This window comes from Moellerella wisconsensis ATCC 35017 (genome assembly GCF_001294465.1).
In the GTDB taxonomy this organism is placed as follows: domain Bacteria; phylum Pseudomonadota; class Gammaproteobacteria; order Enterobacterales; family Enterobacteriaceae; genus Moellerella; species Moellerella wisconsensis.
This window is the reverse complement of sequence record NZ_LGAA01000019.1, coordinates 62,552-87,755: the sequence shown is the minus strand read 5'-3', so window position 1 is coordinate 87,755 and position 25,204 is coordinate 62,552. Positions and strand designations below refer to the sequence as shown.

Genomic DNA, 25,204 nt, shown 5'->3' with positions numbered 1-25,204 from the left:
TAAGATTTTTCTCAATGAAATTCTTAGTTATTGTAACTAAACGAAAAAATAATGATTTAAAATATTATTTTGATTAAAAATAACGATAAATAATAACCTAATGTTAAATCATGTTTCTAAATATTTCATATTTACCCGTTTTACGATAAAAAAGAATAAGAGCAAATTACACTCTTATTCTTTTTTATCTGTATTTATTTTTTCATTTTAAATTCTTGTTCTAAAAATCTTTCTGTTTCACTTAAGTCATTGGACGGTTCAGCCACTTCATTCATCCAAGCTCTTAGCAAACTATAAGAGACGGCTAAAACAACCGGACCAATAAACAGACCTATCATGCCAAAAGATAATATTCCGCCAATAACCCCAATTAGAATTAATACCATGGGTAAATCAGCGCCCATTTTAATTAACCAAGGCCTTAATACTCCATCCATAGTCGCTACAACGGCACTCCATACCGCCAAGATAATTGCCCAAGTGGTATCACCGGTCCAAAATAACCAGATTACAGAAGGAACCATAACAAGCAGAGGTCCTAACTGAGCAACACAGCAGACAAACAGAATAATGGTAAAGATAGCGGCATAAGGAATACCAGAAACCGCGAGACCAATCCCCCCCACGACAGCTTGTACTAAGGCAGTAACTACTACGCCCAAGGCAACGGCGCGGATAGATTGTGCCGCCAGCACCACCGCTGCATCACCACGAATACCTGCTAGGCGCGTCGCGAAGTGACGAATACCTAGCATGACACTTTCACCTTTCATATATAACAGTGCACTAAACAGTAACATGATGGCTAAGTGGAACATAAATCGACCAACATTGACGGCTTGAGTTAAAAACCAGCCAGCCGTTTGTCCAATATAAGGTTGCAGTTTAGCTAAAATCGCATTACCTCCGCTGGCAATTAGACTATGCCAGGTGTAATACAGTTTACTTCCTACCATCGGAATACTTTGCAGCCAATCTAAATCTGGTAGCGTGATATTACTCGGCGATTTGGCCAGTTCAAATAATGGCCCACTATTTTGTACAATGCTACCAATTAAAATAGCAAATGGGATAACAAACAGAAGCAAGATTAATAGAGTCATTATACTTGCCGCCAACCAGCGTTTACCGCCGACACGTGCTTCTATTTTTTCCAGCAGTGGCCATGTTGCAATTACCACCATACCGGCCCAAACGAAGCCTAAAATAAACGGATTCAATACCCAAATACAGGCTGCTGTGAGCAATAAAAGTCCCAGTAGACCAAAAACAATCTTGGGTAAATCTGTTCGTTGCTGAGATTTTTCCATCAAATAGAGATCCTTTAACAATGAAAATACTGCGAGTAAGTGTTTTTTCTAGGCAAAAATAATGTAATTCTAATTCCCACTTAAAAAATCACGTTATTATGATATGGTGCTGTATAGACAGTATAAGCCTGACATTCAGCTACCATAATTTCAACGTATAACGTTATTTTAGCGCCCGAAGTTAAAATTATGGGGGATGATTAAACAGCGCGCAGTAAATAAATATCAGAATGTTCGGTTTTTGAAGGACGTTAATCCGATAATGTGAATCAAATTAACTCTCCTCAAGCTAAATTTATAGCGTTCTGATTTAAAATTATCGGTCAATAAGGTGTTTGTGGTGCCGTGAATAATTGATAGTCACGAGTGATACCGTAGGATAATTCTTCGTCACTAGGCGTTAGCCGAATAACCAGCGGTTGAACAATTGTCGGTATGGTATCTGACGCTAGGCTACCCAATAATAATCGTGTACCTAATAATATTGAACTGAAAATAACATATTGTCCTAACGAGCAATGCTAACACTAATTAACAAGAGTCATCCTAAATAATGATCCCTCGTATATCAGAAGCACCTCACCTAAGCGAATTGGCTAAAAATTATTTAACGCAGCTAGAAGCCGCAGGATTTACTGGCGATGTAGAAACCCGTTATTCTGAACGGCTTACTATGGCGACAGATAACAGCATCTATCAATTACTTCCTCAAGCTATTATTTTTCCTCGTTCGACCGCTGATTTACAGCTATTAACCCGAGTAGCAGGTCGCGAACAATTTGCTGCACTAACGTTTACTCCACGCGGTGGTGGAACCGGCACTAATGGCCAGTCCTTGACCGAGGGTATTGTGGTTGATATGTCGCGTTATATGAAACGTATTTTAGATATTAACCTTCAGCAAGGTTGGGTAAAAGTAGAAGCGGGAGTGATTAAAGATCAGCTGAATGAATATTTGAAACCGTTCGGCTATTTTTTCTCACCAGAATTATCCACCAGTAACCGAGCGACACTTGGCGGCATGATTAATACCGATGCTTCAGGGCAGGGATCATTAGTGTACGGTAAGACTTCTGATCATGTTTTAGGGGTGACGGCTGTGCTGCTGGGGGGAGAAATTTTAGAAACCCGGGCTCTGTCAGTCGCTATCGCGGAATCGATTGCCTCGGAAGATTCAGTCGTGGGGCGTATTTATCACACCGTGCTAAATCGTTGCCGCCAACAGCGAGAGCTTATTCTCAAAAAATTTCCTAAATTAAATCGTTTTTTGACTGGTTATGATTTGCGTCATGTCTTTAACGAAGATATGAGTCAATTTGATTTGACGCGTATTTTAACCGGTTCAGAAGGTTCATTAGCTTTTATTACTGAAGCTAAACTGAATATTACCCCCATCCCCAAAGCGCGCCGTTTGGTTAATGTGAAATATGATTCCTTTGATTCTGCGCTGCGTAATGCGCCGTTCATGGTGACAGCTCAAGCATTATCGGTAGAAACGGTTGATTCTAAAGTGCTGAATCTTGCTCGTGAAGATATTGTTTGGCATTCGGTGAATGAACTGATCCTTGATGTGCCTAATAAACAGTTGCTTGGATTGAATATTGTCGAATTTAGTGGTGACGATGAGCAACAAGTTGACGCGCAGATGAACGCGTTATGCCAACAGTTAGATGGGTTGATGGCAGACAATCAAGCGGGGATTATTGGTTATCAGACTTGCCGTGATTTGGCTGATATCAATCGTATTTATGGAATGCGCAAAAAAGCGGTTGGCTTATTGGGCAATGCAAAAGGGGCGGCGAAACCTATTCCTTTTGTTGAAGATACCTGTGTTCCGCCAGAACATTTAGCTGATTATATTGCCGAATTTCGCGCATTATTAGATGGTTATCAATTAGATTACGGAATGTTTGGTCATGTTGATGCCGGGGTATTACATGTGCGTCCGGCATTGGATATGTGCGATCCCCAGCAAGAAATATTGATGAAACAAATTTCTGATCAAATTGTTAAGTTAACTGCCAAATATGGTGGATTACTGTGGGGCGAGCACGGTAAGGGTTTCCGCGCTGAATATAGTCCTGAATTCTTTGGTGAAATTTTATATGGTGAATTACGCCAAATTAAAGCTGCATTTGATCCGCTTAATCGATTAAACCCAGGCAAAATATGTCCACCTGCGGGGGTAGATGCGCCAATGATGCGAGTGGATGCAACTAAACGCGGAACTTACGATAGAACTATTCCGATATCTGTACGGCAGTCATTCCGTGGCGCAATGGACTGTAACGGTAACGGGCTATGTTTTAACTACGATGCGAAAAGCCCGATGTGCCCCTCAATGAAAATCTCACAGCAGCGTATACATTCGCCTAAAGGGCGAGCAACCTTGGTCAGAGAATGGTTACGTTTATTGACTGAACAAGGGGTGACACCACAATTGCTAGAAAATGGCTTTAATATATCGCGTCCATCACTAAAAGGGTTGTTGGATAAAACCCGTAATAGTTGGCGTGCTCGTCACGGAGAATATGATTTTTCTCATGAAGTAAAACAGGCAATGTCAGGGTGTTTAGCCTGCAAAGCGTGTTCAACTCAGTGCCCGATTAAAATAGATGTACCTTCATTTAGGGCTAAATTTTTGGCGCTCTATCATGGGCGATATTTACGTCCTGCTCGTGATCATATTGTGGCAAATGTTGAGGTAACCGCGCCATTAATGGCGAAAGCGCCCGCAGTATTTAATTTCTTTTTAAAACAGCCATGGGTTCAAAAAATCAGTGAGCGCACGATTGGTATGGTTGATTTACCGCTGTTTTCTCAACCTTCACTAAAACAGCAGTTATCTGGGCACACGGCTTCACGGGTAACATTAGAACAATTAGAGCAAATGAACGAGCAGCAACGCCAATCTTATGTGCTGGTGGTGCAAGACCCATTTACCAGCTACTACGATGCTAAAGTGGTGGCAGATTTTGTCCGTTTAATTGAAAAATTGGGTTACCAGCCGGTATTATTACCATTCTCACCAAATGGTAAGGCTCAGCATATTAAAGGTTTTTTAGCTAAATTTGCTAAAACCGCACATAAAACGGCTGATTTTCTTAATCGTGTTGCGCGTTTACAATTACCGATGGTCGGTGTCGATCCAGCATTAGTACTTTGTTATCGTGATGAATATCGTGAAATATTAGGGAGTCAACAGTGTCAATTTACGGTGTTATTAGCCCACGAATGGCTAGATAGTTTACCTGCGCCACAGATTGATTCTAGCCATCAAACATCGAACAATAATCAATCGCCATGGTACTTATTTGGTCATTGTACCGAAACAACCGTATTGCCGAATAGCAGTAAACAGTGGGAAAATATTTTCCGCCGATATGGACAATCATTAGCCAATATTAGTGTAGGATGTTGTGGCATGGCAGGAACTTACGGTCATGAAACGGCTAATTTAGCATATTCAAAAGGGATATACGCACTATCTTGGCAGCCAGCAATAGAGAAATTACCGCCCGCACGTTGTTTAAGTACCGGCTATTCTTGTCGCAGCCAAGTGAAACGCATAGAGGGAATTGAAATGAAACATCCGCTACAAGCACTGTTAGAGGTGCTCGCATGATCTGGCGTCGTGAGTTTACTTTAGAACAACTTAATACTATGGCATCAAGCTGCATGCTGGGAACTTTAGGGATCACTATTACCGCCTGTGGAGATGATTTTATTGAAGCCAGAATGCCCGTGGATCAACGTACCAAACAGCCGTTTGGTTTATTGCATGGCGGAGCATCGGTGGTTTTAGCTGAGTCATTAGGTTCTATGGGCGGTTATTTATGCACTGAAGGGGAGCAAAAAGTGGTTGGGTTAGAAATTAACGCAAATCATTTATGTTCTGTCCGTTCGGGCTGTGTTACCGGTGTCGCCAAACCAATCCATTTGGGACGGCGTCAGCAAGTTTGGTCGATTGAGATTTTTGATGATAAACAACGGTTATGTTGTATTTCACGCTTAACTACCGCAGTATTATCTGATTAATCCAGATTTTTGTGCTGTTATCATATTTAACTCCCTGTTTTGTGAGTATCTAAGTGCAGTTCACGGACAGGGAACCGGAACAAAGCAATATTTACACTATATTTTCATTTTCACTATATCTTCAACATCATCCCCTCACTGTATGTTTAATATCTCCTTTAATACCCACATTTATTTTGTGTTTATCTTTTTTTATCGATGATTTCATTAAGTGGTATAATAAATACCAGTTTATTAATTAATGCTTTTTTTAAATTTAGTTCAGCGAGAATAAAGAAAAAAACATAAAAAATAAATCCTTTTAATTCATTTAGATATACAATATCCATCCAAATGAAATAGATACTTTTATCGCTAATTGTTTAAAAAATGGTCTTAAATAGGTATATCCTCTCAAAACAAATGGTTGAAGTGATAACGGTTATCGCTACCATGGAGTTATTGGGTATAATAATAGGCAACTGGCTGAAAAACCATAGGATTAGTGAGGTCAAAAATGACTCAGAGCTTACAAAATAGTGGGGATAAGCACGCAGAGCAGGGCGTAGAAACATTCTCACTTGATGAAACTAACTGGCAAGGCGTAAGCCTGACCGAAAGCGCCGCTGCACAAATCCGTAAACTGATGCAGCAAAACCCGAAGAGCAAAGGGCTCTCACTAGGGGTTAAACAGTCAGGCTGCGCCGGGTTTGGTTATGTATTTGAAATGATTGATAACCCAACAGATCAATATTTAGTGTTTGAGCAACAAGGCGCATTTTTATTTGTGTCTAAAAAAGCCATGCCGTTTATTGATGGTACTGTGGTTGATTATGTTCGTGAAGGACTTAATCAAATGTTTAAATTTAATAACCCTAAAGCTCAACATGCCTGCGGGTGTGGTGAAAGCTTTGGCGTATAAGTGAAGTCAGATTATGTCTCAGAGCAATGTAGAAATTGGCGATGAAGTTCAAAGCTGGCTGAGCGACAGTCGCTATAAAGAAGGCTTTTTTACTGAACTAGCCACAGATGAAATGGCTAAAGGTCTAAATGAAGACGTTATTCGTGCCATTTCAGCTAAACGAAATGAACCGGATTGGATGCTGCAATTCCGTCTGGATGCTTATAATCATTGGAAAGATATGGAAGAGCCTCACTGGTTGAAGGCTAACTATCCATCGCTTGATTATCAAGATTACAGTTATTATTCCGCACCGTCTTGTGGTTCATGCGACGATAATTGCAGTTCACAAGAGGGGGCGACTCAAAGTACGGGCGCAGAGGCGAACACCAATTATCTGACCGCAGAAGTTGAAGATGCCTTTAATCAGCTCGGTGTTCCGGTGCGTGAAGGTAAAGCTGTTGCTGTGGATGCTATTTTTGATTCAGTATCAGTTTCAACAACTTATCGTGAAGAGTTAGCGGAACATGGTGTGATCTTCTGTTCTTTTGGTGAAGCAATTCATCAATATCCTGAATTAGTAAAACAATATTTAGGATCGGTAGTTTCCAGTCACGATAACTTTTTTGCGGCATTAAATGCAGCAGTCGCCTCAGACGGTACCTTTGTTTATATTCCTAAAGGTGTTCGTTGCCCGATGGAATTATCAACTTATTTTCGTATTAATGCGGCTAAAACCGGACAATTTGAACGAACTATTTTGATCGCAGATGAAGGCAGTTATGTCAGCTATATCGAAGGATGCTCTGCACCTGTTCGCGATAGTTATCAGCTGCATGCGGCAGTAGTTGAAGTGATCATTCATAAAGATGCTGAAGTTAAATATTCTACCGTACAGAATTGGTTCTCGGGTGGTGATAGTGATACTGGCGGGATCCTTAACTTCGTGACTAAACGAGCATTGTGTGAAGGTGAAAATGCTAAAATGTCGTGGACTCAGTCTGAAACTGGCTCGGCGATTACGTGGAAATACCCCAGTGTTATTCTCAAAGGGGATAATTCGGTTGGCGAATTCTTTTCTGTAGCATTGACCAATGGCAACCAGCAAGCAGATACCGGCACTAAGATGATCCATATCGGGAAAAATACCAAGTCAACGATTATCTCGAAGGGAATTTCTGCGGGTAAAAGCCAGAATAGCTATCGTGGATTAGTTAAGATTCTCCCAAGTGCAGAGAATGCACGTAATTTCACTCAGTGCGATTCCATGTTGATTGGTACCGAATGTGGTGCACATACGTTTCCGTATGTTGAAGTTAAAAATAACAGTGCCCAGCTAGAGCACGAAGCGACGACTTCGCGTATTGGTGAAGATCAGTTGTTCTATTGCTTACAGCGCGGTATCAGCGAAGATGATGCTATCTCAATGATCGTCAATGGCTTCTGTAAAGATGTTTTCTCTGAGTTGCCATTAGAATTTGCAGTGGAAGCACAAAAATTATTGGCAATCAGTCTTGAGCATAGCGTTGGCTGATTGAAATTTATTTTCTTAAGAGCGTTATATCGTTCGAAGGCATGTTGATATGTTAAGCGTTAAAAATTTGCATGTGAGTGTTGAAGGTAATGAGATCCTCAAGGGATTGTCGTTAGAAGTAAAACCCGGTGAAATTCATGCCATTATGGGTCCTAATGGATCAGGTAAAAGTACTTTATCTGCGACATTAGCTGGTCGTGAAGAGTATCAGGTCGACAGCGGTGAAGTTCAGTTTAACGGTAAAAACTTACTGGAATTAGACCCTGAAGCTCGCGCTGGCGAAGGGATTTTTCTGGCGTTTCAATACCCAGTTGAAATTCCTGGTGTAAGTAATCAATTCTTTTTACAAACGGCAGTAAATGCGGTTCGTGAATATCGTCAACAAGAGCCATTAGATCGTTTTGATTTTCAAGATTTTATTGAGGATAAAATTGAGTTATTAAAAATGCCTCAAGATTTGCTGACGCGCTCAGTGAATGTTGGTTTCTCCGGCGGTGAGAAAAAACGTAATGATATCTTACAGATGTCAGCGTTAGAGCCACAATTATGTATTCTCGATGAGACTGATTCTGGGCTGGATATTGATGCTCTGAAAATTGTCTCCAATGGTGTTAATGCGCTACGTGATTCTAACCGGTCATTTATTATCGTTACCCATTACCAGCGTATTCTCGATTATGTCAAACCAGACTTTGTACATGTGCTGTATCAAGGCAAAATTATCAAATCTGGAGATTTCAGTTTAGCTAAGAAACTGGAGGAGCAAGGATATGGCTGGCTTATTGACCAACAGTGAAAAAGCAGAGAAACGCCAGCAGCTTGATGAATTAAATCAACAGGCGTTACAGAGTTTTGCTCAGGTATTTAAATTGCGCCATCGCGAGTTATCTCAGCACGCAGCTGGGCATTGGGATAAAGTGCAAGCAATAGGCTTCCCTGCATACCGTGATGAAGATTGGCATTATACACCGCTGGCATCCGTGCTAAAAGCTCAATACCAGTTAAGTTGCCAGCCTGTCGATGAGGCACAGTGTGAAGCCTTAGCCTTGCCGATTGACGCGTATCGGATTGTTTTGGTTGATGGACATTTTATTCCAGCGTTGAGCTCAACCGATTTTGGCGAATTCCAAGTGTCTTTATTAGATAATAAAGATGAGTTACCTGAGGCAATCAAAGGTGAGGTTTTTTTACATCTCACCGAAAGTCTCGCTGAACAGCCGTTATTGATTAATTTGCCGGCGAATAAAATAGCTGCAAAACCATTTTATGTGCTTAATATTTCTCACGGTTCAGAAGATATGTCTAGCGTGACGACGAGTCACTACCGTTATCATTTTAAATTAGGTGCCAATAGCGCGGCAGAAGTGATTGAACATTTTGCCAGTGTGAATGAAGACAGTGTTCACTTGACCGGCGGACGTTTGAGCGCAGAAGTTGGCGATAATGCCCGTTTTCAGCATTTAAAATTAAATTTTGAAAATGCACTCGGTCAGCATTTTGCGCATAATGATATCTTGGTGGGTCGCGATAGCCAAGTACACAGCAGCGCCTTTTTACTCAGTGGATTATTGTCTCGCCACCATACGAGCGTGCGGTTAGAGGGTGAGAATGCCGACCTGAGTTTAAATAGTTTACTGTTGCCAAGAAATAATCAAATTGCAGATACTCGGACATATCTTGAGCATAATAAAGGCTATTGCCAAAGCCGACAATTGCATAAAGTAATTGCGATGGACAAGAGTAAAGCGGTGTTTAATGGCATGATTAAAGTAGCACCTGCGGCATTAAAAACCGACGGCCAAATGACTAATAATAATTTATTATTAGGTGCGAAATCTGAAGTAGATACTAAACCGCAACTCGAGATTTATGCTGACGATGTAAAATGTGGGCATGGTGCGACAATTGGGCGTATCGATAATGAACAACTATTTTATCTGCGCTCGCGGGGTATCAGTGAAAAAGCAGCGAAGCATATGATTATTATTGCTTTTGCTGCGGAATTGACTGAACAGATAGAAAATGAGGTAATTAAAGAGACCTTAATGACTCAGATCCGTAAGCGCTTGGCGGAGGTTTAAGTATGTCATTGCCGGTTAAACAGACTTTAGCTGAACATATGGCTCAAATAAGACAGGATTTTCCGGTCTTAGCACAAGAAATTAATGGGCATCCATTAGTTTATCTTGATAGCGCTGCCAGTGCTCAAAAACCACGCCAAGTGGTGGAGCAAGAAAGCCAATTCACACTTCATCATTATGCTGCGGTACACCGAGGGATCCATACATTAAGCGCCGAAGCGACGGCACGTATGGAACGCGTTCGTCAGCAGGCTGCGGATTTTATTCATGCGGCTTCAGCAGAAGAGATTGTGTTTGTAAAAGGAACGACAGAAGCGATTAATTTAATTGCTAATAGTTTCGGGCGAAAATTTATTCAGCCGGGCGATAATATCGTGATCACGGGTATGGAGCACCACGCTAATATCGTGCCATGGTTTATGTTAGCCGAAACACTGAACTTTGAAATTAGAGTGATCCCAGTTAATACCGAGGGTGAGCTAGTACTAACCGATTTAGCTACGCTAATCGATAGTCGTACCCGTTTATTAAGTTTTACACATATCTCTAATGTATTGGGAACCTTAAATCCCGTACAGTCGCTTATTCAGCAAGCGCGTCAAATTTCCCAGCAATGTGGTGGTAATTTAGCGGTATTGGTGGATGGTGCTCAAGGGATCACTCATCAAATTGTTGATGTGCAGACGCTCGATTGTGATTTTTATGTTTTTTCAGGGCATAAATTATATGGTCCGACTGGTATTGGCATCTTGTACGGCAAAAAAGCGCTGTTAGAGCAACTTCCCCCTTGGGAAGGCGGTGGAGCGATGATAGCTGAAGTTAGTTTAACCCACGGAATTACTTATGCCGGTGTCCCTTGGCGGTTTGAGGCCGGTACACCAAATATTAGTGGCATCATTGGCTTAGGTGCAGCATTTGATTATTTAAATCAACTTGGTTTGGACAATATTTTTGCTTATGAAGCAGAAATTATGGCCTATGCAAGCCAACGACTGGCAGAAGTCGACGGCTTACAACTTTACGGCCCCTCAACACGAGAGGGCGTAATTGCTTTTAATTTAGGTCATCACCATGCCTACGATGTTGGCTCTTTCCTCGATCAATACGGGATTGCTATTCGTACCGGGCATCACTGTGCTTTACCATTGATGGAGCACTATGCAGTACCGGCGATGTGTCGTGCATCAGTTGCACTTTATACAACCAAGGAAGAGATTGATTCGCTGGTGAACGGATTACAGCGGATTAAAAAATTGTTAGGATAACAATTATTATTAAATTGATTAAAGGATGTTGTGATGGCCGCTTTACCAGATGAAAACAAACTGTTACGGAACTTCTCACGTTGTCATAACTGGGAAGAGCGCTATCTGTATATGATTGAGCTGGGTGGCGCATTAGCACCATTGACGGAGCAGCAACGTAGCCAAGATAATCTGATTGCAGGGTGTCAAAGCCAAGTTTGGATTGCTATGGAGCCGCAAGCAGATGGACAGATCCTATTTGCAGGTGACAGCGATGCTTCGATTGTTAAAGGCTTAGTCGCTTTAGTGATTATTTTGTTTCAAGGCAAAACTGCTGAGCAGATCCTTGCGACTGATGTAAAATCGTTTTTTCATCAACTATCATTGGAACAACATCTTACTCCTTCACGGACGCAAGGGTTGAACGCAATGATCAGAACGATATTACAGCGAGCTGAGTTATTACGCCGCTAATCAAGAACTCATAATTAATCATATAATCACTAATTAGCTAATCTATGAACTAACGCTGGCTGAGGCTGGCGTTAGTTTTTTATTCTACTAAATTTTTTAGCCAAGCTAGATTTTTTAGATCTATACATATTCTGGATTGCTGTTGCGACCAAGTAATAATTGCCATGAGTCTATTGCCTCTCATTCATAGTTGAGTATAGTTTAGGTTATGGCTTATATTTGTTTTATATAGCTAAGCTTATCGAATACGTAGTACAACTTTATCTTTAGTATTTAATTCACGTCTCTTGAGCAAACACTTTATGATTTGTGCCTCGATTTATTCAGCGCATATTAGTAAAATACAGCGCGATATAGAAATACCATTAAAACAAGGTTGGATAAAGTTACACCCAAAGGCGGGTTTATTGTAAATACGCTCTAGCCATATTGATTGTATTACTGATTTTCTCTGGAGTAAGTATGAAACGAATATTAGCCCTTGCCGGATTATTAGTCTTTAGCTGTATACTGCCGACGGCGGAAGCGAAAAATTATCTATTGCCAGAAACAACCGCGCGATTAATTGGTGAGAATGAATATTATACAGTTCCTAACGATGGACGACCTTTAGAAGCAATAGCCAGCGAATATCAAATTGGTCTGTTGGCAATGCTGGAAGCAAATCCTGGCACCGATCCCTATTTACCGCAGGCAGGCAAACAATTAATTATTCCTAGCCAAATGTTGCTACCGCCTACGGAAAAAGAAGGCATAGTGATTAACCTGGCTGAATTGCGTCTGTATTATTATCCTGCGGGCAGTAACGAAGTGATTGTTTATCCTATCGGGATAGGGCAGTTAGGGCGAGATACGCCAGAAATGGTTACTTCAGTAAGCCAGTTAATTAAAGATCCGACTTGGACACCGACAGAAAATATTCGCAAAAATTATGCGGCTCAAGGTATTACTTTACCGGCGGTTGTGCCTGCAGGACCTGAAAATCCGATGGGATTATATGCACTGCGGTTAGCTTACGGGCATGGTGAATATTTAATTCACGGGACTAACGCTGATTTTGGTATTGGCCTGCGTGTGAGTTCGGGCTGTATTCGTTTACGACCTAACGATATTGAAGCATTATTTAATACCGTACCTAAAGGCACTCGGGTTCAAGTCATCGATCAGCCAATAAAATTCTCCAAAGAGCCGGATGGCAGCTATTTTATTGAGGTACATCAGCCGTTATCAAAAACAGATTCTGATGACCCACAGACGATGCCGATTGATTATTCCGATGAGTTTAAAGCCTTTCTGGAAGATGAACAAATAGACCAACAATTAGTTCAACAAGCAGTAGAAAGACGTTCGGGATTACCGGTGAAAGTAAATAAAGTTGCTGAGATGAATAGAAAGACTAATTATCGCTCTGAATGGGTAGATTAATCTGCTTAGCCAATCGATATTACTGAGAACATCAAGGTAAAAAAATGAGGATCCCGCAATAGGATCCTCATACCGACAATATTTAGCCCATAAAATGATGAGCCTTAAATAGGCGATTTATTTTTTGTAAGTACGAACTTGGTTGTCTAGACGTTGGTTAGCACGTGTAGCTTCTTGTTGTGCTGCTTGTACGTCAGTACGCAGAGATTGAACATCGTTACTTAATTGATCAACTTTACCATTCAGTGTTTGAACATCTGAAGAGAGTTTCTGCACTTCAGTGCTGTTAGAACAACCCGCCAGTAGTGCTGAAGCTAGAACAATAGAGCCCAGTAGAAGTTTAGTACGAATCATTTTTTTACCCTCTAAATTTGGTTTATCTCAAACTATTGCCGTAAGTATTTGACCGAGTAACAAAGATAGAAATAGTAGTCCTATTTTGGTTACCCTCTCACTCGCAGAATATTTGAGTGTCAGGTAACGTATACTTACTCCTTCTTATGCTAGTACTAAATTTACATTTTGGCTAGAAATACTTTAATTTCATCAGCTAGAAATTAGTTAATGATCAAAAGATAGCAGAAAAATATCTGAGATTTATTCATTATAGAGGGTAAATTGACAGTACATAAGCCACAGGAAAATTAAGCTGGAATGGGACTAGATAAATAAACATAAAAAAACCGCAGAGCGAATTTCCCTGCGGTTCAATTGATTGAGTCTAGATTAGCACCAGGCTCAACAGACTCTATCTCAGATAGCGTCTATTACAGAACATGAACTGATGAAGTATTTGTAGTTCCACTTGGTACTAATGCACCTGAAATCAATACGATAGCATCGCCTGATTTAGCTAAACCACTTTTCAGTGCCGCTTCTTTACCGATACGATAGAAATCATCAGTAGAAGAGAAACCTTCAACCATTTGAGGAATGACGCCTTTAACTAATAATAGTTGACGAGCTGTTTCTTCATTGGTTGTTAGCGCTAAAATAGGCGCAGTTGGGAAGTATTTACGCAGTGATTTTGCTGACTTACCGCCATAGGTCGCAACAACTATCAATGGTACTTCCAGTTTTTCTGACATTTCGACAGCGCCACGGCAGACTGCTTCAGTAACACGTAGTTTCTGACCTGGCTTTTGGCAGTCAATACGTGTATGCATTACACGGTCTGTACGTTCACAGATAGTTGCCATAATAGTCACGGCTTCGATAGGATATTTCCCTTTCGCACTTTCACCCGACAACATGACCGCATCAGTACCATCTAAGATAGCATTTGCTACGTCACCCGCTTCTGCGCGAGTAGGGCGTGGGTTTTTAATCATTGAATCTAACATTTGAGTTGCTGTAATCACGATTTTACGTGCAGCAACACATTTATTGATCATCATTTTTTGTGCGAAGATAACTTCTTCAACAGGGATTTCAACGCCTAAGTCACCACGAGCAACCATAATGCCGTCTGATGCTTCTAAGATCTCGTCAAAGTTATTCAGACCTTCTTGGTTTTCGATTTTAGAAATAATCTGGATATGCTCGCCACCATGCTGTTTTAAATGCGCACGGATTTCTTCGACATCAGAACGTTTACGAATAAATGAAGCGGCAACGAAATCAACGCCTTGCTCACAACCGAAAACTAAATCTTCTTTATCTTTTTCAGCTAAAGCAGGCAAGCCGATAGAAACGCCCGGTAAGTTAACGCCTTTTTTCTCGCCTAAATCACCGCTGTTCAAAACTTCACAAACAACTTCTGTCGCAGTGACATTTTTAACACGCATACCAATTAGACCATCGTCAACCAGTACAGTATCGCCAGCTTTTAGGTCGCGTGGTAAACCTTCATAAGTTACCGCCACGCGATCTTTATTACCGATAACAGAGGTATCGATAGTGAAGGTGAAATCTTGACCAGCAACCAGAGAAACGTCATTGCCGCCTTCCAGTTTCATGGTACGGATTTCAGGGCCTTTAGTATCGAGTAGGATAGCGGCTTGTTTACCTGTTTTAGCGCAGACAGCACGTAAGTTTTTGATACGTTGACCATGTTCTTCATAGTCACCGTGAGAAAAGTTGAGACGCATGACATTCATGCCGGCATCAAGAAGTTGATTCAGTTTTTCTTCTGATTCGGTTTTTGGACCGATGGTACAAACAATTTTAGTTTTTTTCATGGCAGTCTATCTAAGGTTAAAAGGAAAATTGTATACTGCACACCTTGTGTTAGTAGCAATGTAAAATCTTGGTTTGTTGCGCAACAGTCACTACTCACGGGGTGGCGGCAGCCGGTATTTTAACGGGTTAATTTAGTGATGTAGATCACATAGTTAAATTATTAATCTTAGTTATTCACGTGCAATACTATCACTAACTTACTGATTATTCTTTGATGAAACCTTTCAGCTACTGGAATAACATTATAGACATTAATTTATGTGAGTTAAATCAAAATTTAAAAAATCAGTTTAAAAAATATCTATTATCAAAAAAACAGCCAATAAGTAAGAGCTTAGGTAACAGATTGTTAAATGTCGTTGCGCAAATCAACATAATCCAAGGGACATAATCACTCTAGCTGATACAGCAAAAGTGTTATTTCAAATATTATAGGAGATCTAAGATTATTATGCTAATGATTGAATTGATGAATGGGCATATAGAGAATTATTTGTGATTAAGCTTGGAATTTTGGATTAGTAAAACAGGATTTTAGTAAAGCTAAGCAAAATAAATAGTGTTAAGTAAATAATATAATTGATAAATAAGTAGAAATATACCAAGGGAAGGGGATAAGAAAAGTATTGAACAGTAAAATGGTGCGTCCGAGTAGACTCGAACTACCGACCCCCACCATGTCAAGGTGGTGCTCTAACCAACTGAGCTACGGACGCATCGTTAAATCTTTATATTATTACTACTCAACTAACAGTAAATGGTGCGTCCGAGTAGACTCGAACTACCGACCCCCACCATGTCAAGGTGGTGCTCTAACCAACTGAGCTACGGACGCATCGTTGAATTGTCTGGGTGACAACGGGAACGAATATTAACGTTCTGTTGTCATTCTGGCAAGAGGAAAAATGCACTTTATTGTTTGATTGCTCGTATTTGCAGCTATCTGGTTGAAAAACCACAATCGTGGTTGAAAAATTATGCACGATTGTGGTCCATTTAAGTAAACAGCTTAGCGCATAGAGCGTTGCAATACCAAAGCATCTGGTTGACGATGGATCCACCAAATTCGCCATGCCATCATAATAGCGGCGGCGCTCAAACCAATAATAAATCCAATCCAGAATCCTTCAGGGCCCATATGCGGCACGATAATATCGGTTAAACCTAATATATATCCACTCGGTAATCCTAAAATCCAATAGGCAATAAAGGTAATAAAGAAAATTGAACGTGTATCTTTATAGCCACGCAGGATACCAGCCCCAATAACTTGCACTGAATCCGACAGTTGATAGATAGCGGCAAATAGCATCAGGTGCGAGGCCAAAATAACCACTTCTGGATTTTTGTTATACATAAGAGCAATAGGTTCACGTAAGGTCACAGTAACTAATGCAGTCATACAGGCTAGAATTAATCCGACCACGAGACTGGTATATGACGATACTTTTGCCGCCGCGGTTGAATCCTGACCTAAGCTATACCCAATACGGATGGTTGCCGCTATCCCTAATGAAATCGGGAACATAAACATCAACGAACTGAAATTCAGTGCCACTTGGTGCCCTGCGACGGCCACTACACCAAGTGGTGCAACTAACAGTGCGACTATAGCAAACAGCGTAACTTCAAAAAATAGAGCTAAACCGATAGGCAGCCCTAAAACAAAGATACGTTTGAGCATGACTGGATCGGGAGCCGCAAATTTTTTGCTGGCACGAATATCACGTTGTGAAGGAGCTTTTTTAGTATACCAGCGCATAAAGAAAAACATTGCCCAGAATACGGAGGCAGTCGCCACACCACAGCCTACGCCACCAAGTGCTGGTGCGCCAAAGTGACCATAGATAAAAATATAGTTAATCGGGATATTTATTAGTAATCCTAAAAATCCGATCACCATGCCAGGTTTAGTTTTAGATAATCCCTCGCATTGGCTACGATATACTTGATAAAATAAGTATCCCGGTGCTCCCCACATAATAGCGTGCAAAAAACGTACTGCTTTATCGGCTAATTCCGGGTCAATATGTGGCATATTGCCGATGATCCATTTGCTGTTATATAAAACCAAGATCACCATGATGGATAACAGAAATGCCATCCATAAACCTTGTTGGATAGCATTTCCAACTAGATTTCGTCTCCCAGAGCCATTCATTTGAGCGACCACTGGCGTTAATGCCATCAATAAACCGTGGCCAAATAGTATGGTCGGTAGCCAGATAGATGTTCCAACAGCCACTGCTGACATATCTGTTTCACTGACGCTTCCTGCCATGACAGTATCAACGACACCCATCGCAGTTTGCGAGAATTGAGCGAGGATAATAGGGATCCCTAGAGCGAGCAAACTACGCGCTTCGGTAAAGTATTTCTGCACGTATACACCTTTTGTTGAATAATTTATAATGATGAAATAACGATGATTTATGATAAATCAAACGGTTAATCTGATGCTGCATTCTATATACTTTGTTAATTTAAGCCAACAAAGATAATTATGATTTATCGTTCATTTAAACGCTAGATCTATACTATTTGTGAGGTAAACTATGTTGAGAAAGATATAATATGGAGAAGCGTGATGTTTACTGGTATTGTGCAGGGTAAAGCCCTGATTATTGATATTATTGAAAAACCAAATTTTCGTACACATGTAGTCAAATTCCCCCCTGAATTGCTTCCCGGGTTAGAAACCGGAGCCTCTGTTGCTCATAACGGCTGTTGTCTCACTGTGAGTAAAATTGATGGCGATAATATCAGCTTTGATTTAATTAAAGAAACATTGAGATTAACTAATTTAGACCAATTGGAAGTAGGCTCATTGGTTAATATTGAACGTGCAGCTAAATACGGCGATGAAATTGGTGGTCATGTAGTTTCTGGACATATTGTCACTACGGCTGAGATAGTAAAAATCTTCACCTCTGAAAATAATCATCAAATTTGGTTTTCTGTTCATGACAAAACCGTGATGAAGTATATCTTACATAAAGGTTTTATTTCTATTGATGGTATTAGTTTGACCGTTGGTGAAGTGGTTAATAATCGTTTTTGTGTGCATTTGATCCCAGAAACTTTAGAAAGAACCACTTTAGGTGCCAAACGTCTGGGTGATACGGTGAATATCGAAATTGATCCACAGACACAAGCTATCGTAGATACAGTTGAACGTGTGTTGGCGCAGCAGCAGTACAATGTTGTTGGATAGTTGATAAATTGAAAATTATTAAATGGCTAAGGAGTGTTAATAATTATTAAACTTTTTTACCATAATATTTTAAAAAAATAACTCTCCGGCATGAGCTAGAGAGTTATTTTTTATTAAATAATTGAGGCAATGTTTTATTCTCTCGGGATGAGTTAACGCGGAACTCGGATCCCACCTGAAACACCTTCAGGGCTCCACAATATTTGCCACAATTGAATATCTCGAGCTCGGAAGGCTCCGGCACAAGCATTCAAATAATAACTGAACATGCGTTTAAAACGGGGAGTATAATTTTGTTCTATTTCTTCCCATGCGCTCAGAAAACGCTCATACCACGCCATCAATGTGCGGTCATAATCTGCACCAAAATTATGCCAATCTTCCATAATAAATTTACCTTCACTGGCATGGGCAATATTTTCAATTGAGGGCAGACAACCGTTGGGGAATATATATTTGCCAGTCCAAGCATCGACATTGACTTTATGTTCATTGGAGCCAATAGAATGCAATAAGAATAGACCATCATTTTTGATATTACGACGCACGACATCGAAATAAGTGGCATAGTTTTTCGGGCCGACGTGTTCAAACATCCCTACTGAAACCACTCGATCAAACTTATCATTGAGGTCACGATAATCTTGCAGCAGGATAGTAACATCTAAGTCGTGGCAGCGTTGTTGTGCTAACTTTTGCTGTTCTTTTGAAATAGTGACGCCCGTGACGGAAACATGATAATGGCGTGCTGCATAGGCTGATAGTCCGCCCCAACCGCAGCCAATATCCAATAATCTCATTCCCGGCTTTAAGGCTAATTTGCGGCAAATTAAGTCGAGTTTATTTTCTTGTGCTTGGGCTAAATTATCTGCGTTATTCCAGTATCCACATGAATACTGCATATTAGGGTCTAGCATACGAGAAAATAAATCGTTGCCTAGATCATAATGCTCTTCACCGACCATCCAAGAACGTTTTTTAGTTTGTAAATTGCGTAACCGGGCCATGGCTACTTTCATTATATCGGTTAAGTTGTTGGGCAGTTTCTTATCTAATTTAGCGCGTAATACGCGATCGAAAAACATATCTAGCCGCTCACAATCCCACCAGCCATCCATATAACTTTCGCCCAAGCCTAATGAACCTTGCTGCAATACACGCTTGAAGAATTCATTATTATGCACCTGTATATCATAAGGGCGGGTACCGTTAATTTCGATACCGGCTTGATTTAATAATTCACTGGCAATTCGTTGCCAAGAATCGATGCTTGTTTTTGGATCTTCTACATCAGTGCTCATATGCTCTCCAACATAACACGAAGGATTTCGAGATGATTAAATATTTCAAGGGAGTCGATAAGCCTAAATTATTGATATTTTATAAGTTATTACGACAACCTTTTACTATCTATGTAGAGGTAAAAATTAAACTGAGATACTTCCAGACCAATATTTAGACAATTATTACCTAATCAGACGGGATAATGGAACCGATTAAGATTAGACGTTATTATTTAGATGTTATTATTCACCTATTATTATGATCACTCAAAAATCACTTCGTAAAAAATAAGAAGTGACATAAGTATATGAGCCAAAGGTTAATTTCTCAATGACTAAAAAAGCCACTCTTATGAGTGGCTTTTTATTTAAGAATAATCCTAAATTTTATTCGATTATTGCTCGACGGCAGTAATCGTATTTTTAGATACAGCTTTTTTATATTGGATAATATATCCAATAATCATTGGAATAATAGTTCCAGCCATTACTGCGGTTGTTGCGATAAGTGGATTTTCAGCTAAAGCAGAAACCAATAAGCTAGCAAAGAAGCACAGACCTAACTGCAGCGAGTTTTGTAATGCAGCCGCTTTACCGCTGGCATTTGGGAATGCCCCCAACGCGTTCCCCACAGCAATAGGATAAGATGCACCATTCACTGCCGCCATAAAACAGAATGGAATTAAAATTACAAATAAGCTCGGTGAGCTATATACCGATATTATAAATAATATCGCCATACTTATTGCATAACCAATGAGCAGCAGGGGAAATAAAGTTTCACTTTTTATTTTGGCTAATAAGAAACGGCAACCATATCCACCAATAATAAAGGCGATAGTCTGTGGAATATAGCTAAGGCCGATATCCGCAGGGTTATAACCCATATCGCGTAAAATAAAGGGAGAACCGGTGAGCCAAGCAAAAAAACCGGCACTGCAAGAGGCATAAATTAATACATTTCCGCCAAAGGTTTTGGATTTAAATATTTGCCAAAATGACACTTTTTGCTTTGGCTCTGTGGCTTGTGTTTCTTGGTTATAGGCTTGTGGACGAATATTTTTTAATAATAGTGTCGGTATTAATAACAGCAGAGTAACGAACATTAAGATTAAAAATATATATTCCCATTCACCGTGGACTAATACCCAAGCACCTAATAATGGCGCTAATGCCGGAGATAAAGCGACGAGAGGCATAATGGTGGCAAATACTTTTTGCGTCTGAGTTGAATCATAGCGGTCAATCACTAAGGCCTGCCATAAGACGGCTGCCGAGCAAACGCCGACGGCTTGTAAGAAACGTAATACTAATAATTGCGTAGCATCCGTTACCCAGATCATACCGAGGCAACTTAAGGTGAATAGCGATAACCCGATGATTAAAACTGGCTTGCGGCCTAATTTATCAGACAGCGGACCCCACAGTAGTTGAGCAAATGCAAAACCGGCTAAAAAAATACTTAGTGACGCACTAATTGCGCCCTCTGAGGTATTTAATGAGATCTGCATCGCACCAAAGGCGGGCAAATACATATCAATAGCTAGATAGCCAAGCATGCTTAGTCCAGCGAGATAAAATAGAAATCCGGAAGAATTTTTTACAGCGTTCTGTGTCATTTTATTAATCTTTTAGATGAAAAATTGAGTGATATCCACGAGCTATCAAGAGGCTGATGCAGAATTTATTTTACTGACAGCTCAACCTTATTATGACTCACTATTAGCAATCGACTAATAATAATCTTTATTAGTTAGTCTTTATTATTGCTTAAATTTGGATACCCAGCAGGTGTTGAATCGAGATTTATTACGACTCAAATTATTTGGAATATAAATTTAATCGATGCTTCATTGTATCGTCTGTCATTTTTCAAAGTAAAACGGTAATATTTGCATAATGCTGTTAAATTTTTTGAAGGGAAGGTTATGTGGTCAGCGTATTCATTGGAAGTTATAGATGCTGTTGCTAGAACCGGTAGTTTTAGTGCAGCAGCCGTTGAGCTACATCGAGTTCCTTCTGCGATTAGCTATACAGTTAAACAATTGGAAGAATGGCTGGCAATACCATTGTTTGAACGGCGTCATCGTGATGTTGAACTTACTGAAGCTGGGCGGGTATTTATTAAAGAAGCGCGCGCTGTTATCAAAAAAATGGATGATACTCGTCACCATTGTCAACAAATTGCCAACGGTTGGCGTGGACAGCTAAGTATTGCGGTTGATGGAATAGTTAAACCTCAGCGAACGGAACAACTTATTTTAGATTTTTATCAACATTTTCCTGATGTAGAGCTGTATATTTATCCCGAAGTTTTTAATGGCGTTTGGGATGCTTTAGCCGATGGTCGGGTAGATGTTGCTATTGGTGCAACTCGCGCTTCGCCAATTGGAGAACGCTACAGCTTCAAAGATATGGGATTTATGCCGTGGCGCTGTGTGGTTAATCATCGACATCCATTGGCAAGTGTGGCAGGTCCATTGACCGATGATCAATTACGACCGTTTCCCAGTTTATGTTTAGAGGATACTTCAAGAAATTTACCTAAAAGAGAAACGTGGGCGTTGAATAATCAGCAGCGAATGATAGTACCGAGTTGGGAAAATGGGTTAGCGTGTTTAAAAGCAGGATTATGCATGGGAGTAATCCCAGAACATCGGGCTTTACCGTTATGTGAACAAGGGATTTTAGTTGATTTACAACTTTGCCAGCCATTCCCTGAAAGTCCGTGTTGCTTAACGTGGGTCGAAAACCATGCGTCTCCGGCATTAAGTTGGCTGCTCAATTATTTGGGCGACAGCGAAACACTTAATGCCGAATGGTTGCGATAAACGTTATCGGCGGTAATCGATAAAAGGACCGTCCGCTACTGAGCGGCGTTCAACTAAGCGTGGATGCACTTCAATGGTTTGTACATCTTCGCGTTTATTGATAATCCGATCTAACAGCATAGAAAAGGCCATCTGACCTAAACGTTCTTTAGGCTGATGGATTGTGGTCAGTGCTGGCGTAAAATAGCGCGCATTGCGTACATTATCATAACCGATAATTGAAATATCTTGTGGAACGCGCAAGCCCATTTCATCGGCAGCACAAATTGCACCCATCGCCATAATATCCCCACCACAGAATACAGCCGTAGGTTTGTGCTTATGACTTAGAATTTCGCTCATGGCGGAATAACCTGATTCGGGCTCAAAATTGCCTTGGACTATCCACTCATCACGTAAGGTAATTTTAGCTTCTTCCATCGCCTTTTTAAAACCATTTAAGCGCCCAATTCCCGTATTGCGTTCTAATGGACCGGGGATAATCCCTAAATCACGATGACCGCGATCAATAAGATAACGCCCTGCGAGATAACCGCCATGAAACGCATTATCAATAATGGTGTCAGTAAAATCACCTCGTGCTTCTCCCCAATCCATGACAACCATAGGGATGTTCCGATATTCTTCTAACATAGTAATCAAATGGTCAGGGTATTCTGAACACATGACTAATAAGCCATCAACACGTTTTTGCGCTAACATTTGTAAATAGGCTTTTTGTTTGCCTAAATTATTATGAGAATTACATAAAATTAGCGTGTATCCTTTGTCGTAACAGCTATTTTCAACCGATTCAATAACTTCAGCAAAATACGGTGCCTCACTTGAGGTTGCCAGTAATCCAATAGATTTGGTGTGATTAACTTTCAAGCTTCTCGCAACTGCACTAGGTGAATAGTTCAGTTCTTTAATTGCCGTCCAGACGGCAATCTTAGTATTTTCGGCGACGAAACGCGTTTTATTAATAACATGGGATACGGTTGTGGTAGAGACGCCTGCGCGTTTTGCCACATCTTTAATCGTTGCCATGATGTAAAAAGACTCCTGACCAATAAGTGGTCTTATAATATAATTTTATTAAAAGTTGTCAGTATATTGAGGCATAAGAGGTTGTCTGACAATAATTTAGCGATTTGTCATGAATTTTGTCTGATCTAGCGCAAAAACGAAAGTAATAATTGATGTTATAACATGTGATATATTGCGTGGTTTTAATTTTTTACTGTGAGATACTAATTAGTAGCTAGTCAATTTTAGTTATTTGATGGAGCTTTATAAGCATCAGCTAGCATAGTTAAATATTATAGCATCAGCATATAACGTTATTGGAATATCAATAGGAGCAAATATCATGGATACAGATCTTAAATTCGGACTCTGCACCGCATTAGGTGCATTAGTGATGATTATTGCATTTGTAGCACATATTTTTTAATTGTTCTGGCTGCTAAAAGCAACAATTGAAATCATTAGATTAAGGGCGGGATGAATGTCTCGCCCTTAATCTATCAGTAAGAGTCAAAAGCTATCTCTGCTCTTACTTTATTAATCATTAAGCCAGATTTTCTTCAACAAACTTCCAGTTAACCAATGCCCAGAAGTTGTCCATGTATTGAGGACGAGCATTACGGTAATCGATGTAATACGCGTGTTCCCAAACATCAACGGTCAGAAGAGGTTTATCTTCACCTGAGATTGGAGTGGCTGCATTTGACGTATTAACAATAGCTAGGCTGCCATCGGCTTTTTTTACTAACCAAGTCCAACCGGCACCAAAGTTTTTAACCGCAGAATCAGTAAATTGCTGTTTGAATTCAGCAAAAGAACCAAATGCTTGGTTAATAGCTTCTGCGACTTTACCTGTAGGTTCGCCACCTGCATTTGGAGCTAAGCAGTGCCAGTAAAATGTGTGATTCCAAACTTGAGCCGCGTTATTGAATACGCCACCTTCAGAAGATTTGATAATCTGCTCTAAAGATTTATCTTCAAATTCAGTGCCTTTGATCAGATTATTCAGGTTTACAACGTATGTATTGTGGTGTTTACCGTAGTGATACTCAAGAGTCTCAGCAGAGATGTGTGGTTCGAGCGCATTTTTTGCGTAAGGTAGAGCGGGTAATTCAAATGACATTGCATACTCCTTGTTAAACTATTGTATTTCATAGTTTGCTACTTTGGGTTTTGCTCGATAATTGAGCCAAAAGGGTGCTTCTATTTCTAAGGACAGCATCGTTAAGATCAACTGCCTCTATTTTACTTATCATATTAACAACATTAGATAAAAATCACAGTGTCTTATAATACAAAATATTTATATATTATTTATAAGTTCATTTTAATTCATCTTGAGATTAGTCATCAGACGGGTTAATAATAGACACCATGCAGGGATAATGATCCCTTTTTTAAACCGGTAATGTTATAGTAATGTATTATTGTAAACAAAATGCATATTCTAGGTAGTGTGTTTGATTACATGGAGTAGGCAGCCTGCATTGAAACGGCACCGCCCAAAATGTGTGTTTTACTATTATAAGTATACCGATTAGGTATACAGATACTGGATCTGATGTGGTCGGTTTGGTATCGGTATAGACAAAGACACATACAATGTTCAGGTATTGAACTTTTTAATTCAGCTGCAATTGTTTTATCTACAATTGTTTAATATTGTTTATTACAGCAATATTGGGCTGACAGACCAGCACA

The 25,204-nt window shown here is 40.1% G+C and carries 21 protein-coding genes and 2 tRNA genes; 12 read left to right on the top strand and 11 right to left on the bottom strand.

Features of this window, described 5'->3' with window-relative positions; genetic code table 11:
- Window positions 1-194: 194 nt before the first annotated feature.
- The gene (ydiK, locus tag M992_RS10830; protein ID WP_053908620.1) at window positions 195-1,310 is read right to left on the bottom strand and encodes an AI-2E family transporter YdiK; all 1,116 of its coding nucleotides are present in this window, start codon (window positions 1,308-1,310) and stop codon (window positions 195-197) included.
- Window positions 1,311-1,633: 323 nt separating this feature from the next.
- Window positions 1,634-1,771, bottom strand: a complete 138-nt coding sequence (locus M992_RS15230; RefSeq protein ID WP_162200743.1) for a hypothetical protein — start codon at window positions 1,769-1,771, stop codon at window positions 1,634-1,636.
- Between the two features lie 92 nt (window positions 1,772-1,863).
- Between M992_RS15230 and ydiJ the strand changes: the two genes are divergently transcribed.
- From ydiJ to M992_RS10785, 9 genes are all read left to right on the top strand, one after another.
- A complete protein-coding gene (gene ydiJ, locus M992_RS10825) occupies window positions 1,864-4,935 on the top strand; it encodes a D-2-hydroxyglutarate dehydrogenase YdiJ (RefSeq protein WP_053908619.1) in 3,072 nt (1,023 codons plus the stop codon).
- Complete coding sequence (locus tag M992_RS10820) at window positions 4,932-5,348, top strand: hotdog fold thioesterase (protein ID WP_053908618.1); 417 nt, start codon at window positions 4,932-4,934, stop codon at window positions 5,346-5,348. Before ydiJ ends, M992_RS10820 begins: the two co-directional genes overlap by 4 nt.
- Window positions 5,349-5,844: 496 nt before the next feature.
- On the top strand, window positions 5,845-6,249 hold the full coding sequence (gene sufA, locus M992_RS10815) for a Fe-S cluster assembly scaffold SufA (protein WP_047255549.1): 405 nt from the start codon (window positions 5,845-5,847) through the stop codon (window positions 6,247-6,249).
- Between the two features lie 13 nt (window positions 6,250-6,262).
- Complete coding sequence (gene sufB / locus M992_RS10810; protein ID WP_047255550.1) at window positions 6,263-7,762, top strand: Fe-S cluster assembly protein SufB; 1,500 nt, start codon at window positions 6,263-6,265, stop codon at window positions 7,760-7,762.
- A gap of 49 nt (window positions 7,763-7,811) precedes the next feature.
- Window positions 7,812-8,558: a Fe-S cluster assembly ATPase SufC gene (gene sufC / locus M992_RS10805; protein ID WP_053908617.1), complete on the top strand. Its 747-nt coding sequence runs from the start codon at window positions 7,812-7,814 to the stop codon at window positions 8,556-8,558.
- A complete protein-coding gene (gene sufD, locus M992_RS10800; RefSeq protein ID WP_053908616.1) occupies window positions 8,533-9,843 on the top strand; it encodes a Fe-S cluster assembly protein SufD in 1,311 nt (436 codons plus the stop codon). The genes sufC and sufD overlap by 26 nt, the downstream gene beginning before the upstream one ends.
- A gap of 2 nt (window positions 9,844-9,845) precedes the next feature.
- Window positions 9,846-11,108 (top strand): cysteine desulfurase SufS, encoded by a 1,263-nt coding sequence (gene sufS / locus M992_RS10795; protein WP_053908615.1) that lies wholly within the window; start codon window positions 9,846-9,848, stop codon window positions 11,106-11,108.
- A 33-nt stretch (window positions 11,109-11,141) separates the two neighbouring features.
- Window positions 11,142-11,561, top strand: coding sequence for a cysteine desulfuration protein SufE (gene sufE / locus M992_RS10790; protein ID WP_047255554.1), 420 nt, complete (start codon window positions 11,142-11,144; stop codon window positions 11,559-11,561).
- Window positions 11,562-12,023: 462 nt separating this feature from the next.
- A complete protein-coding gene (locus M992_RS10785) occupies window positions 12,024-12,986 on the top strand; it encodes a L,D-transpeptidase family protein (protein WP_082335426.1) in 963 nt (320 codons plus the stop codon).
- Between the two features lie 117 nt (window positions 12,987-13,103).
- Here the strand turns inward: M992_RS10785 and M992_RS10780 are convergent, their stop codons facing one another.
- From M992_RS10780 to M992_RS10760, 5 genes are all read right to left on the bottom strand, one after another.
- Window positions 13,104-13,340, bottom strand: a complete 237-nt coding sequence (locus M992_RS10780) for a major outer membrane lipoprotein (protein ID WP_053908614.1) — start codon at window positions 13,338-13,340, stop codon at window positions 13,104-13,106.
- A gap of 413 nt (window positions 13,341-13,753) precedes the next feature.
- Window positions 13,754-15,166: a pyruvate kinase PykF gene (gene pykF, locus M992_RS10775; protein ID WP_053908613.1), complete on the bottom strand. Its 1,413-nt coding sequence runs from the start codon at window positions 15,164-15,166 to the stop codon at window positions 13,754-13,756.
- Window positions 15,167-15,806: 640 nt separating this feature from the next.
- Window positions 15,807-15,883, bottom strand: a tRNA-Val gene (locus M992_RS10770).
- 42 nt (window positions 15,884-15,925) lie between these two features.
- Window positions 15,926-16,002, bottom strand: a tRNA-Val gene (locus tag M992_RS10765).
- Between the two features lie 174 nt (window positions 16,003-16,176).
- The gene (locus M992_RS10760) at window positions 16,177-17,550 is read right to left on the bottom strand and encodes an MATE family efflux transporter (RefSeq protein ID WP_053908612.1); all 1,374 of its coding nucleotides are present in this window, start codon (window positions 17,548-17,550) and stop codon (window positions 16,177-16,179) included.
- 204 nt (window positions 17,551-17,754) lie between these two features.
- Here M992_RS10760 and M992_RS10755 point away from each other — a divergent pair, with 204 nt between their 5' ends.
- A complete protein-coding gene (locus M992_RS10755; RefSeq protein ID WP_053908611.1) occupies window positions 17,755-18,381 on the top strand; it encodes a riboflavin synthase in 627 nt (208 codons plus the stop codon).
- A 152-nt stretch (window positions 18,382-18,533) separates the two neighbouring features.
- Here the strand turns inward: M992_RS10755 and cfa are convergent, their stop codons facing one another.
- Window positions 18,534-19,682, bottom strand: a complete 1,149-nt coding sequence (gene cfa, locus M992_RS10750; protein WP_053908610.1) for a cyclopropane fatty acyl phospholipid synthase — start codon at window positions 19,680-19,682, stop codon at window positions 18,534-18,536.
- A 377-nt stretch (window positions 19,683-20,059) separates the two neighbouring features.
- A complete protein-coding gene (gene punC / locus M992_RS10745) occupies window positions 20,060-21,283 on the bottom strand; it encodes a purine nucleoside transporter PunC (RefSeq protein ID WP_053908609.1) in 1,224 nt (407 codons plus the stop codon).
- A gap of 309 nt (window positions 21,284-21,592) precedes the next feature.
- Between punC and punR the strand changes: the two genes are divergently transcribed.
- The gene (gene punR, locus M992_RS10740) at window positions 21,593-22,495 is read left to right on the top strand and encodes a DNA-binding transcriptional activator PunR (protein ID WP_053908608.1); all 903 of its coding nucleotides are present in this window, start codon (window positions 21,593-21,595) and stop codon (window positions 22,493-22,495) included.
- Between the two features lie 3 nt (window positions 22,496-22,498).
- Here punR and purR read toward each other — a convergent pair whose 3' ends face one another.
- Window positions 22,499-23,524, bottom strand: coding sequence for an HTH-type transcriptional repressor PurR (purR, locus tag M992_RS10735; RefSeq protein WP_053908607.1), 1,026 nt, complete (start codon window positions 23,522-23,524; stop codon window positions 22,499-22,501).
- A gap of 322 nt (window positions 23,525-23,846) precedes the next feature.
- On the opposite strand from purR, the gene cydH reads away from it, so the two are divergent.
- A complete protein-coding gene (gene cydH / locus M992_RS15630) occupies window positions 23,847-23,930 on the top strand; it encodes a cytochrome bd-I oxidase subunit CydH (RefSeq protein ID WP_134473792.1) in 84 nt (27 codons plus the stop codon).
- 117 nt (window positions 23,931-24,047) lie between these two features.
- On the opposite strand, the gene sodB is transcribed toward cydH, so the two are convergent.
- Window positions 24,048-24,626, bottom strand: a complete 579-nt coding sequence (gene sodB, locus M992_RS10730; RefSeq protein WP_053908606.1) for a superoxide dismutase [Fe] — start codon at window positions 24,624-24,626, stop codon at window positions 24,048-24,050.
- Window positions 24,627-25,204: the final 578 nt, after the last annotated feature.